This is a genomic window from Fictibacillus sp. 23RED33, from assembly GCF_015903925.1.
GTDB lineage: Bacteria > Bacillota > Bacilli > Bacillales > Fictibacillaceae > Fictibacillus > Fictibacillus phosphorivorans.
Window position 1 is genome coordinate 149,820 of sequence record NZ_JACZDX010000002.1, and the last position, 16,330, is coordinate 166,149.

Sequence of the window (16,330 nt, forward strand, 5' to 3'; positions counted from 1 at the left end):
TCTTCTTCCCCATGACATACACTAATCAAAAAGCGGGTGAGTGATATGGAAGAAGAGCAGTTAGCCGCGCTGGATGAAGTCCTGTTGATCGTCGATATGATTACCATTCTATTATTAGAAGATCGACCTCTTTTAGGTATCGTTTCTGTGGGTCTGCTTAAAATTGTAGCGAAAGATCGTTTGATCAGAATCGCTTTTATTTTGCTGATCATCGTGATAAATGTAAGCCGGAGATAAAAACACTCATTTATTCCTGGGTAGTAGGATGGCTGTTTTCGACGAAATGATACAGGATTAAACAATTCATACTATTCAAATGATTTTGTCGTTATTCTACAATAAGGAACAAAAGGAGGGTTTTCGTGAAGATATCATTTGGAAGAAGTATAGGAATGACATGCGCTTTGTTGCTCGGAGTCGTTATTTTTGAAAATGGTGAGACAGCAGAAGCAAAGAATCAGACAAGCTGCTTTGACACAAATGTAGCGTTAACAGCAGAAGAAGAGAGAATTGAGGATGGCCGACCGATTCCGCAACAGTTATTGAAGGAAAGTGAATTTACCTCATACGTGGATCGTTTTAAAAAAGATCTCTGTTCAGCAAGAAGTCCAGAAAAAGCTGAAAAAGTGATACAGAAGCATGGAACGGCATTATGGAAAACAGCCGTTGACCGCGCTCAAGGAAAAAGACCAGATTTAGGCGAGCTCGATTCGTATGATGATCGACCACTATACTGGGCAAGATTACATATGACAAGTGCTCTCAGACAATGGGATCCTGCGTTTAACGTGACGAAAGAACAACGCGATAAGCTGATGAAATCGTTAGAATACACATCAAGAGGCATTACGACGATCGATTATCCGAAAAGCAAAAAAGTGAAGCGGATCCTTGTGAGTGGATTCGATCCGTACCGCCTTGAACAAGAATTTAGACGGACCAACCCTTCAGGTGCAAGCGGTCTGCAGCTCGACGGACGATGGGTGTGGACAGGTGATGGGCTAGCTTTGATACAAGCTGCGAATTTCCCTGTTCGATGGGATGACTTTGAAGATGGAATTGTGGAGAACACGTTCGGTCCATTTTTGAAGCAAGGCTCGAAACAAGTGGACTTAATCATGACCATCAGTCAAGGCGGACCGCGTAAGATGGCGATCGAAGGATATGCCGGACGCTATCATACGGGTGCTGACAACAAGCTCGAAGAACGAGCGGAAATCACACCCCCTGCAGCTCATTGGCCGATGCCAAAGCCGCTTCCGGAGTTTATTGAAACCACTCTTCCATATGAAGAGATGATTGCGGCTGAAACGGGACCGTGGCCGGTTTTCCGAAATGATGAAGTATGTGAATGGCTGCCGCCAAACTTTGAAGACCCAGCAGTTTGTAATGAAGATGGACCAACACCGGGCTCTAAAGCGAAAGAGGGTGGAGGCGGAAGCTATCTGTCTAACGAAAGCATGTACCGCTCGAATCGCGTTCGCTTAGGTCTTGGTGCGACCGATATTCCAGGTGGACATCTGCATATAGCAGCACAAGAATTTTACTCAGAGGACAAATCCGTATATATGACGGAGGAGTTTAAGGAGTTTCGCCGAAATACAGTGGATCAAACAGTTGATCTCGTGGAAGCTGCTGCTCGAGCGGTGAAATAGAATAGGTCGAGGAAGAATGTCTCTCATACTGATGAGGGGCATTTTTTTTTGGGTTTGATGGGACTTGATGGTAAAAATGATGACTCATAGAAACATGTGGAAGACCCATAGAGTGTGAATGACGACCCATAGAAAGGCTATGATGACCCATAGAAGTCTCGTGACGACTCATAGATGATTTTTCGGTTCGTTTTAGAAATGTAATGAAACACGCTTAAACAAGCCAACACTCGAAAAATTCAACAATTGAAACTTTTTTTACAAAAAAGTGATCTGATTTGACTACTTTTAGCGTATATATTATATTACTGTACTTATGGACTGGCTTTAACTAAAGAGGTGTTGCAACATGAATATCGTTAAAGTGTTAAACCAACTAGGTGACCGATTTCTCAAATTGAGGGTGTACGATTTATCGGCACAGATGGCCTATTATTTTTTAATGTCGGTCTTTCCATTTTTGCTCGTTATCTATTCATTGCTGACATATTTACCACTGAGAGAAGAAAATATACTTGAGCTAGTCCAACCGTATGCACCAGAGAGCACATACAATTTAATTGATAAGACATTATCCTATACCGTTATGAGACAAGAAGGAAATCTTTTGTCGTTCAGTTTGATCGTCACTTTGTGGCTTTCATCGATGGGTTTTCAAAGCATGAAGCGTATCATGAACGATGCGTACCAAGTGCGAAATAACGAGAACATGCTAAAACAGATCTTAGAAAGTCTGTTGTTAACGGTCGGGTTCATGATCGCTGTCCTGTTCTCTGTATTTGTTCCGTTGTTTGAGAAAATCCTGCGGGTGTATTTGGAAGGCATCTTTTCGAATCTTGCTTTTCAAAAGCTATGGATCATTATCCAGTGGGGAATAGGAACCGTGTTTCTACTATTGTTTTTCATCATGCTTTATTCCTTTGCCCCGAGCATCAAGCTTGGATTTAAAAAAGTCCTTCCGGGTGCATTTCTTGCGACGATCGGCTGGCAGCTCGTTTCGATGGGCTTCGCTACGTACGTGAGTGGAAGTAACTATTCTGCGCTTTACGGGCAAGTAGCAGGTCTCGTCGTTCTGATGCTGTGGTTCTACCTTTCAGCGATGATCATCATCCTAGGTGGGTTGCTGAATACGGTGGTGTACCCTAAAAAGATTAATTGAAAATTTCACAATCGAAAATCAAATTAAACAGGAAGATGCAGAAGTAACATAACAATTCTGCATCTTTTTTTATTCTTTAATTTAGAAATAATGTCTATTCTACTATTTAACACGAAAAAAATGAAATTTGATAAGGTTTAACTATTTTCTATAAGTTTACGTGCGATAAAATCATTATGGTTCAAGAATAATTAGTTTGATATTGATTTTTGCACATAGTGAATGCCTTCATTGTGTGAATGTTTGTGAAAAATAATTTACCTATAAAAAGTTTGATTACAAACCTTCATTTGAAAAATTATTTTTGGCCATTTATAAAAATTTAAAAAAGCACGGCTTTTTATAAAAGTCGTGCTTTTACTTATTCCATGTATGTTTTTCCATTTAATACATACGATTCTAAAACAACTCTGTCCTTATCTCTTTCTTTATAATAATAGTAAGTTTTCTTATCATTTTCGAGTTTAACTGCGACCATATAATTTTTATCACCTTCAAGATTTGCTATAAAAGGCTGAAGGCTTTTAATTTCACTTTTTTTAGTTCCGTTATCAATTAAGTAATGTTCAACAGCTTTTTCAGTGTCCTGTTTTTTGTAAGCAAAATAGCTCCATACACCGCCAACTGCAAATCCTATAAAAATAATAACAGAAGCAATTAATTTTATGAAAAATCTCTTTTTCATATAAAAATCCTCCTATTGATTATTTGAGTAGAGAACATTGTTACAGCACACCATACTTTTCATCACGCACGTCAGTAATGAACATGTGACCGGGGGCGTGAGTGATCATGATTTCAGGTTTCACATGCATTGCGACGGCTTGAGGCGTAACCCCACAAGCCCAAAACACAGGAACTTCACCGTCATGAATCTGAACAGGGTCACCGAAGTCTGGCTGATATAGATCAGACACACCGATCGCTTCTGGATTTCCGATATGAACCGGAGCTCCGTGAACAGAAGGGAAGCGGCTTGTTACTTGAACCGCTCGAACCACATCCTTTTCTGGCACAGGACGCATGCTCACGACCATTGGGCCTTCAAAACGTCCAGCTTTCACGCATTCTATGTTTGTTTTAAACATGGGTACGTTACATCCTCGCTCGATATGACGAACAGGAATGCCATTATTCATCAGCGCATGCTCGAACGTAAAGCTGCAACCGAGCAGAAAGCCGACCATGTCTTCATTCCAGTGTTCTGTGATATTTGTACACTCTTCAACAAGTTCGCCATGACGATAGACGTTATACTTCGGTATGTCGACGCGTAGATCGGCATCAGGTGCAACAAGTGCAGGAACAGCAGAACCTGGCTCAGTTACATCAAGCACTGGACAAGGCTTTGGATTTCGCTGACAGAAAAGGAGGAACTCAAAAGCTAAATCTTTCGGCAAAACCACAAGATTTCCTTGTGTAAAGCCGTTTGCGAGTCCGCTTGTTGGCTTCCTCCACTCACCGCGGCGTATCAGTTCACGAGCTTCAACTGGAGTTAAACGGTCTGGTGCGTTCATAACAAGCTCCCCTTTTTATAGTAGTAATTATGCGAAAAGTTTCGGAACTTCTGTGTACATCGTGTAAACACTCATTGCGGCCATCATCAGAACGATCACGACGCCAAAGACCGTCATCCACATCGGATGTTTGTAGTCTCCGACAATCTTAGGTTTGTATGCTGCAATCAGCATCACACCAAGTGAAATCGGTAAAATGAGTCCGTTTAACGCACCAACTAAGATCAAAATCGCAACGGGTTTTCCAACGAGCGCGAAGACAATGGTTGAAACAGCGATAAAACCGATGATGATCCATTTATGATATTTTTCGAGTGTTGCATTCAACGTACGGATAAAGGAAACGGATGTATACGCTGCACCAACAACAGATGTGATCGCAGCGGCCCACATAACGACACCGAACATTTTGTAACCAATGTTTCCAGCAGCTAACTGGAATACAGAAGCAGGAGGGTTTTTAGGATCAAGTGCAAGTCCTTGAGACACGACTCCAAGTGCCGCTAAGAATAGGAAAATACGCATGATAGACGCGATTCCGATTGCCGAGATCGAACCTTTCGTTACTTCACCTAGGCTTTCTTTCCCTTTAATACCTGCATCAAGCAATCTGTGTGCTCCGGCAAACGTGATATATCCACCGACTGTTCCACCGACTAGCGTAACGATCGCTAAAATATCAATCGTGTCAGGTGCGAACGTTTTTACAACCGCTTCTCCAATAGGAGGCTGGGCTGTGAACATCACATATACAGTCAATGCGATCATGACGAAACCAGCAACTTGTGTGAAACGGTCCATCGCTTTTCCAGCTTCACGAACAACGAATACTAAGATAGCAACGATACCACTGAGTACAGCTCCCATTGTAGGGGAGACGCCAAACAATACGTTTAAACCAAGACCAGCACCGGCTATATTTCCGATGTTAAATGCAAGTCCTCCAATTACTATCAATACAGCTAGGAATACACCTAAGCCCGGAAGTACAGCGTTCGCGATATCTTGTGCTCTTTTTTCAGATACGGCGATAATCCGCCAAACGTTCATCTGTGCGCCGATATCAATAATGATGGATGTTAAAATAACAAAACCAAAACTTGCAGCAAGAATGGACGTGAAATGTGTGGTCTGTGTTAAAAACCCTGGCCCGATGGCAGATGTCGCCATCAAGAACGCGGCTCCTAGCAGAATACTAGCTTTTGACTCTTTCTTCATAACGTACCTCCTAAATTACTTCGTTTCTTGTCGTATTTTAAGTGCGATTCCTTGTTTTAACTGATGCAGTTTACTTTCGCGATCTAAGCAGAGTTGTTGGGCCACTTCGTGTGAAACTTCGACGAACTGAACTTTGTCGCCAGGCTTCAGCTGCGCCATGATTGAGAGATCAACCGTTGCGATCTGTCCGATCTTTGGATATCCACCGGTAGTTTGACGGTCAGCGAGCAGTACGATCGGATTGCCTTCAGAGGGAACTTGAATTGTCCCGAAGCTTACAGCTTCAGAAAGCATCTCTTGTTTCTCTTCGAGAGCGAGCTCAGGTCCTTTTAAACGATAACCCATCCGGTCAGACTGTGATGTGACTTCAAAGTGTTCGGTAAAAAGCTTCATCTGGCTTTCTGTTGTGAACCAATCGTATTGTCTTCCTTTCATTACCCGGACTTGCGGTTTAGAAGCAGAAGAGGCGATAAAATCAGAAGAGATCGTCCATTGCATCTCCACGAATTTATTCTCTCCAAGCTGTTGTATTAAAATTTTAGCTATCTTTCCGGAAAGCTCACTGAGCTCGCCGATAGAAAGCTCATCATCATTCTGCAGTGCTTTTCCGTTATGTCCGCCGATTCCAGCTCGTAAATATGTAGATTTACTGTTCATTACTTCTGGCACATCGAAACCGCCTGCAACAGCAAGATATGCACGACATCCTGTTTTACAGCCGCCGAACTTCAACTTGCTGCCCGCCGTCACAAGGACCGAGCGCCATAACTTCACAGGTTTTCCGTCAATGGAAGGGGACAAGTTGCCACCACAGATTGAGATCAGCGTATCTTCTTTAAACTCCATATCAGGTCCGAGCAGCGTGAGTTCTAATGTTGCTTTATTCTCAGCATTTCCAACTAAAGAATTTGCTATCCGATGAGCAGTCGTGTCCATGACACCACTCGTGATCACACCATATTTTTGAAATCCGTAACGGCCAAGATCTTGAACACTCGTTAGGAGGCCAGGCTTTGTAATCTTAATCATCTCGCGTCCTCCTCTATTCTTTGAAACTCTTCTTCTGAGATCGGTACAAACTTGATCTGATCACCCGCTTGAAGCAGGGAAGGCGTATCACCGTCAGGAGTGAAAAGCTTTTCCGGCGTTTTACCGATGAGCTGCCAACCGCCTGGCGTTTCGATCGGATACACGCCTGTCTGTTTGCCAGCGATTCCAACAGAACCGGCTGGAATCTTCAGTCTCGGATTACTTCGTCTCGGTGCTGCGATTTTTTCACTCATGCCACCGATATACGGAAAGCCAGGGGCAAAACCGATCATATAGACCGTGTATTCACCATTCGAATGGATATCAATCACTTCGTCAACACTGAGTCCGTTGTGATTCGCGACTTCCTCTAAGTCTGGACCAAACTCACCGCCGTAACAGACGGGAATCTCCACCACACGAGGGTCAGCGTCACCATCAATCTCTAACTTTTCTAAAAGCGGTTCCAAAAATGCGCATACTTCATCATAAGGAAGTGTCGTTGTCTTGATTTTCAAAGGATCATAAAAAACAGCGACGGTCGTAAAACCAGGAACGGTTTCAATCACCCAATCAAACATATGCTCTTCAAAGAAAGAGGAGACTTTTTTGACTTTTTGCTGGATCTCATGGCTCATATCTTGTCCGAGTTCAATGATCATGCTGTTATCGCCAAGTGGCTCAATGGTAAATTTCATCGTCAGATCTCCTGTCTTTTTATGTAAAATTAATCAGAATATTTGTATATTTATAAAGGTCTAGTATATCGGAATATGTGACAAAATCAAACCTACATTCTTAGATTCCCGATAGTAATAATTTCTAGTCCGATTTTTTTATGGTATCAGGTGGTTTATCTTTAAACAAACGTTTAGAATGGGAGGGACTATACCCATGTGGGGAGATGTGAAAAGCGTGTATAATGAACTTATTTTTCTAAAACCTGTATTCAAGGACCGAATCTGGGGCGGTAAGAAGCTTCGCGATGAGTTCGGTTATAAGATTCCGACTGAAACAACAGGCGAGTGCTGGGGAATTTCCGCCCATTCGCACGGGCCGAGTGAAGTCGTGAACGGACCATTAAAAGGAGAGACACTGAATTCAGTATGGGATGAGCATCGAGAACTTTTTGCTGACCAAGAAGGTGAAGACTTTCCGTTGCTTGTAAAAATCTTGGACGCAAAGACCGACCTGTCCGTTCAAGTACATCCGGACGATTCGTATGCGCGAGAAGTAGAAGGCGAGGCATTCGGTAAAACAGAATGTTGGTATGTGATCGACTGTGAGCCAGGAGCAGAGCTTGTTTATGGACATCACGCAGGTTCTAAACTTCAGTTTGAAGAGATGGTAAACGAGAACCGTTGGGACGAGCTGCTTCGTAAAGTGGCGATCAAGCCAGGTGATTTCGTCTATGTACCGAATGGAACGATCCACGCGATCGGTGCAGGCACGATGATTCTTGAAACGCAGCAAAGCTCAGATGTTACGTATCGTGTGTACGATTACGATCGTCGTGATGATGAAGGCAATCTACGCGAACTGCACATCGAAAAATCGATCGAAGTTGCGATGATTCCACATGAAGACGCTGACTTCGAACCAGTGTTGTCAGGTAACGAGGATTTAAGAATCAAAAAACTGGTGAAAGAGAGCTACTTTACCGTTTATCATTGGAATTTAGCTGGTGCTGTTTCGGAAGTCGAAAATCCATCTTATTTGCTCGTAAGCGTCCTAGATGGTGAAGGGGAACTGAAGGTAGATGGTGGAACGACGTCTACGTTCAGTAAAGGTGACCATTTTATCGTCCCTTCCACAATAAAAAGCTTCGGAATGAACGGTGATGCACGATTCATCGTGTCACATCCGACTCTATAGGGAAGATGAAGCAACCGGAATCTTGGGATTCCGGTTGTTTTTTGTTTGGTATCAGGATTGAGTGGGGGATTGTGAGCGAAACGGAGGCTATTTAGAGTGAAACACTATGCCGTTGGAGCGAAAACAGCAGTTGACTGAGCGAAAAGCATAATATTTGGAGTGAAACTTTACAATGTTTGAGCGAACGTGTAATAAATAAAATAACACGTACCGTAAAACACTAAGAATACAGAACATCACATTTGTAATAAATCCTCAAGAAGATAAATTTTGTGTTTTCCAGATTGAGAGGTTGGAAGTTCGATCGAATTTAGCAGGTGTTTGACGACATGACGTGAGGGGATCTGAAAAAATTCACAGCATTCATAATTCGTAATAGAAGGTTTCAACAAAAATGCATATTCTCTTAAAGCTTCAATGTGGGCAAGTTTGTCATAATGCCCGCATTTTAGACAAAACCACTTTCTCCTCGATCTAACCATTGATAGTTTAAGGCATTCTGTACAAGCTACCCCTTTTAACAAGTCGCTTTCAGTGATTGAGAATTGTTGAAAATAGTTATGATTCGGTTCGCTATGATGCTTAAGTAAAAGACGAGTTATTTTCTTAATATCTTTTTTAGAGATCGCTTCTTTCTTTCGAGTGTTCTGATAGCTATGAAACTTTGCAAGTATATTCGCACTATGAGTAACCACTTTTGAAATATCTTTATGTTGGGGAATGCTTTTAATTCGAGTGTTGGAGTTACTTACGACTACGAGTGATTCGATGGGAATATAGGGGAATTTTTGCTGATTGAGCCATTCTCTCAATAAATGAGTTTGTCGATAAACTTGTGAGATTGGATCTGGAAAAACTTCCTCCTTGTCTTTGTATATTCGTATGAGTTGATAAAATTCTTGGTCAAAAATTAATGTGCCGGACATGTTTTTCACTTCGAGTATGAGAAAAAAAGTTGGCGTTAAAATGAGGATGTCGATTTGAAAATAATTTGCCCCAAAAGGCAGGCGAAGATCATGGAAAATGTAAGTATCGTCTTTTGGAAGTAACTCCATATGATAGTCGAGGGATTTTTCACCATTATAACCGGTCACACTTTTAATTAGTTCAACTTCGATTTCATTACGAACAGGATGGTGAATTGGGAATCTCTTCATAATCAACTTTAGTTTTCTAATTTTAATAGACTCTGAAGCTTGTTTTATTATCATTGCATCTCTCCTTTATAGTTTTGAGCACTATTTCTACTTTTTTAGACAAAATCCTCCAACATCAAAAATTATTCTGTGGTTTTTACATTAGAAAAGTACGAGTCTGGGTGAAACAGTGAGCTTTCTGAGCGGAACTAGTTACCGTTGGAGCGAAAACGGTGCTTTATTGAGCGAAAAGAAAAGCAGTTGGAGTGAAACGAAATCGGATTTGAGCGAACGTGTAACAAATAAAATAACACGTACCGTAACCTATTCAACTTTTGAGCTATCAAATTGCATGCATAATAAAAATTTCTTTGTTTTCAACTCATGAAATATGCTATTTTATTAGTGTTAAGAAAATTATTACCAAAATAATATTTATTTTGACTATTATTTTCACAAAAAAACGAAATGGCAGGTAAATCATATGTTAAAACAAATCAAAAAAGGTTTAGTTGTATCATGCCAAGCACTAGAAAATGAACCGCTACATAGCTCTTTTATCATGTCCAAACTCGCTCTTGCTGCAAAAGAAGGTGGAGCATCTGGTATTCGTGCGAACTCCAAAGAAGACATACTCGCGATTAAACAAGAGGTGGATCTGCCGGTTATCGGAATCGTGAAAAGAGATTATGATGACAGCGAAATCTATATCACCGCAACAAAAAAAGAGGTAGATGAATTAATTGAGAGCGGATGTGAAATGATTGCATTAGATGCGACACTCAGAGAAAGACCGAAAGCGCTCACTCTAGAGGAACTCGTTTCATACGTCCGTGAAAAGAATCCAGGCGTGCAGCTCATGGCTGATATCTCATCCATCGAAGAAGCTAAGAATGCGGAGAGACTAGATTTTAATTGTGTGTCTACCACACTATATGGATATACCGAAGATTCTAAGAAACACAAACTGTATGAAAATGACTTTCAATTTTTAAAAGAGGTATTAAAAGAAGTATCTCTTCCAGTGATTGCAGAAGGCAACATCATGTCGCCTGAGATGGTAAGAGATGTACTTCATATTGGTGCTTATTCTGTTGTTGTAGGCGGTGCGATCACGCGTCCTCAACAGATCACAGCTCGTTTTGTTGCTCAAATTCCTAAATAAAAAGGATGTTTATCAATGGCTTCATTACTCAAAGAAATACAAAGCGTTTTCTCCACGCTATCTGATAAGGAAAAGAAAATAGCGAACTACATTTTGGCCAATCCTGAAAAAGCTTCCCGAAGCCATATTCAGGAGCTTGCCGATACAACGGGCGTTTCGATCAGCTCGATCACACGATTTGCGAAAAAGGTGTCATGCCGGAATTTTGTAGAAATGAAAGTACGGCTTGCTGGAGCTTCTGAATCCAAGGAAGAAGAGGGGATCGAACAGCAGCTTTCTTCTTCATATCGAGATATGCTGACAGATGTCCAGGACCTAGAAGACAGAGATCAACTTCAGAAAGTCTTAGCTCACATGACAAAAGCAAAGCGGTTATTTATATATGGACTTGGAAGTTCTGGGTTAGCGGCACAAGAATTAAACTACCGTTTAAGCAGAATGGGCTTTGTATGTGAAGCCATCACGGATACGCACTTAATGGTTATTCGTAGCACACTCATGCAAAAAGGCGATGTGATCCTTGCCTTCTCTCGTTCTGGACAAACAGTAGATCTACTTCAGTCCATTTCCAAAGGGAAAGAAAAAGGAGCTTTAGTGGTAGCATTTACAGCATTCGGTGAAACGCCGCTAACTAAACTTTCTGATTATATTTTGTGGACGGTTCACCCGCTTCGAAATCATCACCTTTTAACAGGATTGGATTTAAGTACATTGTATTTAATCGACAGAATCAGTCTGTATTTTTTATCGGATAGCAAACGAGAAGAAAAATATTTGGAAACGGTAGAAGCAATCAAATCACGGGAAAGATAGATTACTCCCCGCACTTTAATGGAGGCAGTGTAATGGTCAGAAAAAAAATCACCTTAAAGAATGCAACGATCTACGGCGAGAACCAAACCATGCATAAAGGGTCAATCAACATACAAAACGGAAAAATAATAAATTTAGGTAAGGACTTTTTTCCAGATGATGAAACAGAGGTTATTGAACTTCCTGAAACATATCACATCGTTCCTGGAATGATTGATGTTCATATTCATGGAGCTGCAGGTGCAGACACGATGGATGCTACCTTTAATGCGCTGCAAACTATTGCGAGCGTTCTGCCTGAAGAAGGTACGACTAGCTTTCTTGCAACAACGATGACACAAGAGCAGAACAAAATTGAAAAAGCGCTTGAAAACGCAGGATTATTTATTGAAGCTGGGCAAGTGGAAGGAACAGCTGAAACGCTTGGCATTCATCTTGAAGGACCATTTATCTCTGAAAAAAGAGCGGGTGCACAGCCAGTCGGCGCGATCATCAAACCAGATTTAGAACTTTTTAAACAGTGGCAAGAGTTAGCTTCAGGGCACATTAAGCTAGTTACCATTGCGCCTGAAATAGAAGGTAGTCTTGAAGTCATCTCCTATCTGAAAGAGCAAAATATCATTGCGTCGATCGGGCATTCTGACGCGACATATGAAGAAGTGGTTACCGGAATGAAGGCAGGTGCGTCTCATGTGACCCACCTTTATAACGGAATGCGCGGACTTCACCATCGGGAGCCTGGAGTTGTGGGAGCGGCACTTTTACACGACGAACTGACGACTGAATTGATCGCGGACGGAATACATGTTCGGCCGGAACTCATCGCTTTAACTTACAAACAAAAAGGAAATGAGAGAGTCGTGTTAGTGACGGATGCGATGCGGGCAAAATGTCTTGGTGATGGGCAATACGATCTTGGTGGTCAGGAGGTAACCGTTCAAAATGAGACGGCGAATTTAAAAGATGGAACACTTGCTGGCAGCATCATCAAGATGAGCGCAGCCGTAAAGAATATGATGCAATTTACCAGCTGTTCGATTTCTGACATCATTCAGATGACGTCTGTTAACCCTGCAAAGAAACTGAACGTTTTTGACCGTAAAGGAAGTCTCACGCCAGGAAAAGATGCCGACATTGTTGTTTTAGATGAAGACTTGGAAGTGGTGATGACTTTTTGTAAAGGAGATCTTGCTTACAGAAGGGGTGTTGAAGCATGAAAATCTTAGAAGCAAAGAACTACCATGAAATGAACTCTATTGCAGCGAAAATCATTATTGAAAAAGTTCAATCTAAGCCAGATGCTAAACTAGGACTTGCAACAGGTGGCACACCAATCGGACTTTATGAGGAATTGATCCAGGATTACAGGAGTAACCGTACCTCTTATGAGAGAGTATGCACCTACAATTTGGATGAGTATGTTGGAATCAATCCAGAAGACTCCAATAGTTATCGTTATTTCATGGAGGAACATTTATTTGCTCATATTGATGTACCTGAATCTCAAATACATATCCCTGATGGAACAGCAGAGGATTTGGAAGCTGAATGCGAACGGTATGATGTCGAGCTGAATAGAGGAGAAGGCGTGGACATTCAGATCTTAGGCATCGGAAGCAACGGTCATATCGGATTTAATGAGCCTGGCACTTCTTTTTCTTCACATACCCATATCGTGGATCTTACCGAAATAACACGCAAAGCGAATGCCCGATTTTTTCAACGTTTAGAAGAAGTACCAACGCAAGCTATTACAATGGGCATCGCATCCATCTTAAAGGCGAAAGAGATATTACTACTCGTCTCAGGCATTAATAAAGCAGAAGTGATGAAGAAATTATTAACTACAGATGAAGTGGATGAGCAGCTGCCAGCTTCTGCGTTAAAAAATCATCATAATGTCACGATAATTGCAGACGAGGAGGCACTTTCGCTACTTCGCGAAAAAAAATTTCAGTATAAGTAAAAAGACCCTTTTTAAATAGGGTCTTTTTTCGTGTTTTTAAACGGAAATCCCTCATTTACCCTCATAAATACTATTAATGAAAATAAATTTCATAAAAATAATATTAGTGAAAATAATTTAGAAAAACATTATAATAATTTGAAAGCGTTACCAAAAAAATAAAAGGAGACTGATTATGAAGAAAAAATTTAAAATCTTAACGGGTTCCCTCCTTGCAACGAGTCTTGTTTTTTCAGCTGTTGACCTGTCAGGTTCGGTTAAAGCACAAGAAAATGCACCTTACAATGTCCTGTCCGTAAAAGATGAGTCTGGTGACCAGATGGCGATCAACGGCAAAAATCAGTTAGCCAATGATAACAAGCTGATTTTATTCAACGATGAATTTAGTTACTACACTGAAACACAAAAAGGAAGTATGGAAGTAGTCTTAGAAAAAACGGGTGTAAATACATACCGTGTGGTAAAAGACACAGACGGTGACAGCGCTATTCCTGAGAACGGAATCGTATTATCAACTGGAGATATTTCAACAACAGAAATCAGAAACTTTTTAACACAGTTGGAAGCGGGTGAGTCCGTGACATTGTATGAGCCAACTGAAAAACGTGAGCAACAACAGTCTAATGCAGTAGATCCTACAAAAGAAACAAACCCAGATGGAGCTGTATTTGATGGGTTCCGCGGACCTGATCAGTTGATCGTCTATACTCCGGCGTTCGGTGAATCCACAAAAACGAATCAGTATGGCTATGAAATTACAGTAGAGAACGGATTTGTTACAAAACTTGGAGGCGGAAACTCTAAGATCCCTAAAAACGGTTTTGTTGTAAGCGGACATGGAGTGAATTCCAGCTGGATTTCTTCCAACTCTATCATTGGCGCGAAAGTCAAGGTGAGTGAAAATGGAGTTGTTGAAATCGTACAAGACGTTGAAAGTTTTCAATACCAAAGTAAACAAGCGATTGATCAAGCGAAGTCATCTATCGAAAATGCAAAAGCAGAGTATTTAGATGTCGCGTTTAAAGAAGCGAATGCTGCGATTCAAAAAGCTGAGTCACTTTTAGCTGAAGCGGAAGCAATCAAAACAAGCGATCCTGTAAAATCATTGGATAAAACAAGACAAGCAACCCAATCGGCTTACGACGCGTACTATTATTCACTTGCTTCTCATAAAGCAGAGCAGCGTGCAATCTGGTATCGTCCAGAGGAAACTACATTAGCAGGAGTTAATCAAGTCCTTGATCGTATGGAGAAAGCGGGTTTTAACTCTGTTTACCTTGAAACAACATTTTGGGGTTACACGATCTATCCGAGTGATGTCATGAAGAAATATGGTCTCCCATCACAGCATCCACGCTTTGCAAATGGTAATTATGGAAAGTATGGAAAAGATCTTCTTGCTGCTTATGTAAAAGAAGGGAAAAAGCGCGGCATGACGATCCAGGCGTGGACAGATGGATTTATGATTGGAGAAAGCAGCATTGGTGTTCCGTCTCAATTCGCAAAATATCCAGAGTGGGCAGCGATCCAGCGCAGCAATACAACAGGAACGTTCCAGCCAGATACAGCGAGCCGTTATTACTGGCTTGATATCGCACAGCCTGATGTTCAGGATTTCATGTTAGACATTTATAAAGAGATGCAGAAAGACTATGACATCAAAGGTCTGAACATTGATTATATGCGTTACCCTCATCATAAGTTTGAGCAAAGCTACGGTTTCAGCGAGCGGACGAAACAGCTTTATCAAGAGAAAACAGGAATTAATCCATACACACTGTCCCCAACGACTACACCTGCTAAGTGGGAAAAATGGCTTGATTGGCTACGTGAGCGTGAGAACGATTTTGTTGACAAGCTTCACGTTCAAACAAAAAAGCTGGATAAAAAGTTTATGCTGACAGCTACACCTGAACCAGGACCTGAAGCGGTACAGATCAGCGATTGGAAAGAGGATATTGATGGCGTCATACCACAAGCATATGGACACGACTTCAATAGCATTCAAAAAACAGTAACAGAGAGCAAAAAACTTATGCCAGAAGGAACGATGTATTACACAGGAATTTACTCTTTCTATCACCACTTAAGTGAAATGGCTAGCGTAAATGATGTCATATCAGCGAAATACGGAACATCGGGTGTAAACATGTTTGCATTTGGTCAAGCAAGTGCACCATCTGTGGATGCACTTGGAAAAGGACCTTGGCGTGAGAAAGCAGTAAATCCCGGTGAAGAACCAATATTGGCATCCCGTACAGTGCTAAAAGATATCGAACAACAAATAATGAAAATCTATATTCCTCAAGGTGCAGTAAAGAAGAAAGAAGGCATTTCTCTTAAACTAGCGATTAAGAAACTCAATAAAGCAGTAGAAAAAGATATCAAGAACAGTTCTGTCGTGTTTGATTCTACTGTTGCTAAAGTAGAAAAGGCAGTCGAGAACGAAAAACTGGATCCAGAGGTAGGAGAGAGAATGAAAGCCGATCTTCTTGATGCGAAAATGTGGGTGAATTACGCATTAAAGCATCAAAAGTAATTTCACTTTACGTAAGAATTGGATTTTTATGAGAAAAACTTGAAACGCTGGCTCAAAAGGTACATGTAGTGACCTATTGTTGTCAGCTTTTTCATTTTAGTTTGGTACGGAGTGAAATGATGATCCTACGGGGTGAAACTTAACCATGTTGGAGTGAAACATAAGTATTTCTGAGCGAAAACCAAACTAGTTGGAGTGAAACCACTTATGTATTGAGCGAACGTGTAACAAACTATAAAATCACGTACCGTAAAATCG

15 protein-coding genes are annotated in these 16,330 nt (G+C 41.2%); 9 read left to right on the plus strand and 6 right to left on the minus strand.

Annotation, left to right across the window (positions count from 1 at the left end):
* Positions 1-45: 45 nt before the first annotated feature.
* The 3 genes from IHV09_RS09145 to IHV09_RS09155 all read left to right on the plus strand — a co-directional run bounded on the left by IHV09_RS09145 (position 46) and on the right by IHV09_RS09155 (position 2,814).
* On the plus strand, positions 46-237 hold the full coding sequence (locus tag IHV09_RS09145; RefSeq protein ID WP_197128734.1) for a hypothetical protein: 192 nt from the start codon (positions 46-48) through the stop codon (positions 235-237).
* Between the two features lie 125 nt (positions 238-362).
* Complete coding sequence (locus IHV09_RS09150; protein WP_197264270.1) at positions 363-1,655, plus strand: hypothetical protein; 1,293 nt, start codon at positions 363-365, stop codon at positions 1,653-1,655.
* Between the two features lie 349 nt (positions 1,656-2,004).
* Positions 2,005-2,814 (plus strand): YihY/virulence factor BrkB family protein, encoded by an 810-nt coding sequence (locus IHV09_RS09155; protein ID WP_197264271.1) that lies wholly within the window; start codon positions 2,005-2,007, stop codon positions 2,812-2,814.
* 361 nt (positions 2,815-3,175) lie between these two features.
* Here IHV09_RS09155 and IHV09_RS09160 read toward each other — a convergent pair whose 3' ends face one another.
* Genes IHV09_RS09160 through pxpB form a run of 5 tightly spaced genes read right to left on the minus strand, consistent with a single transcriptional unit; the run spans position 3,176 to position 7,276 of the window.
* Positions 3,176-3,499, minus strand: coding sequence for a hypothetical protein (locus tag IHV09_RS09160; protein WP_197264272.1), 324 nt, complete (start codon positions 3,497-3,499; stop codon positions 3,176-3,178).
* A 40-nt stretch (positions 3,500-3,539) separates the two neighbouring features.
* Positions 3,540-4,331 carry a putative hydro-lyase gene (locus IHV09_RS09165; RefSeq protein WP_197264273.1) on the minus strand — a complete coding sequence of 264 codons (792 nt, stop codon included), beginning with the start codon at positions 4,329-4,331 and terminating at the stop codon, positions 3,540-3,542.
* Positions 4,332-4,358: 27 nt separating this feature from the next.
* Entirely contained in the window at positions 4,359-5,549 is a 1,191-nt protein-coding gene (locus IHV09_RS09170) for an NRAMP family divalent metal transporter (RefSeq protein WP_197264274.1), read from the minus strand.
* 15 nt (positions 5,550-5,564) lie between these two features.
* Positions 5,565-6,578 carry a biotin-dependent carboxyltransferase family protein gene (locus tag IHV09_RS09175; protein ID WP_197264275.1) on the minus strand — a complete coding sequence of 338 codons (1,014 nt, stop codon included), beginning with the start codon at positions 6,576-6,578 and terminating at the stop codon, positions 5,565-5,567.
* On the minus strand, positions 6,575-7,276 hold the full coding sequence (gene pxpB, locus IHV09_RS09180; RefSeq protein ID WP_305069429.1) for a 5-oxoprolinase subunit PxpB: 702 nt from the start codon (positions 7,274-7,276) through the stop codon (positions 6,575-6,577). The genes IHV09_RS09175 and pxpB overlap by 4 nt, the downstream gene beginning before the upstream one ends.
* A 217-nt stretch (positions 7,277-7,493) precedes the next feature.
* On the opposite strand from pxpB, the gene manA reads away from it, so the two are divergent.
* Entirely contained in the window at positions 7,494-8,453 is a 960-nt protein-coding gene (manA, locus tag IHV09_RS09185) for a mannose-6-phosphate isomerase, class I (RefSeq protein ID WP_197264526.1), read from the plus strand.
* Positions 8,454-8,689: 236 nt separating this feature from the next.
* Here manA and IHV09_RS09190 read toward each other — a convergent pair whose 3' ends face one another.
* Positions 8,690-9,664 carry a nuclease-related domain-containing protein gene (locus tag IHV09_RS09190; RefSeq protein ID WP_197264276.1) on the minus strand — a complete coding sequence of 325 codons (975 nt, stop codon included), beginning with the start codon at positions 9,662-9,664 and terminating at the stop codon, positions 8,690-8,692.
* Positions 9,665-10,073: 409 nt separating this feature from the next.
* Between IHV09_RS09190 and IHV09_RS09195 the strand changes: the two genes are divergently transcribed.
* From IHV09_RS09195 to IHV09_RS09215, 5 genes are all read left to right on the plus strand, one after another.
* Complete coding sequence (locus IHV09_RS09195) at positions 10,074-10,754, plus strand: N-acetylmannosamine-6-phosphate 2-epimerase (protein WP_197264277.1); 681 nt, start codon at positions 10,074-10,076, stop codon at positions 10,752-10,754.
* 15 nt (positions 10,755-10,769) lie between these two features.
* The gene (locus IHV09_RS09200; protein WP_197264278.1) at positions 10,770-11,567 is read left to right on the plus strand and encodes a MurR/RpiR family transcriptional regulator; all 798 of its coding nucleotides are present in this window, start codon (positions 10,770-10,772) and stop codon (positions 11,565-11,567) included.
* A gap of 32 nt (positions 11,568-11,599) precedes the next feature.
* Positions 11,600-12,784, plus strand: a complete 1,185-nt coding sequence (nagA, locus tag IHV09_RS09205; RefSeq protein WP_197264279.1) for an N-acetylglucosamine-6-phosphate deacetylase — start codon at positions 11,600-11,602, stop codon at positions 12,782-12,784.
* Positions 12,781-13,533, plus strand: coding sequence for a glucosamine-6-phosphate deaminase (nagB, locus tag IHV09_RS09210; protein WP_197264280.1), 753 nt, complete (start codon positions 12,781-12,783; stop codon positions 13,531-13,533). The genes nagA and nagB overlap by 4 nt, the downstream gene beginning before the upstream one ends.
* Positions 13,534-13,708: 175 nt before the next feature.
* Positions 13,709-16,072 (plus strand): glycoside hydrolase family 10 protein, encoded by a 2,364-nt coding sequence (locus IHV09_RS09215; RefSeq protein WP_197264281.1) that lies wholly within the window; start codon positions 13,709-13,711, stop codon positions 16,070-16,072.
* Positions 16,073-16,330: the final 258 nt, after the last annotated feature.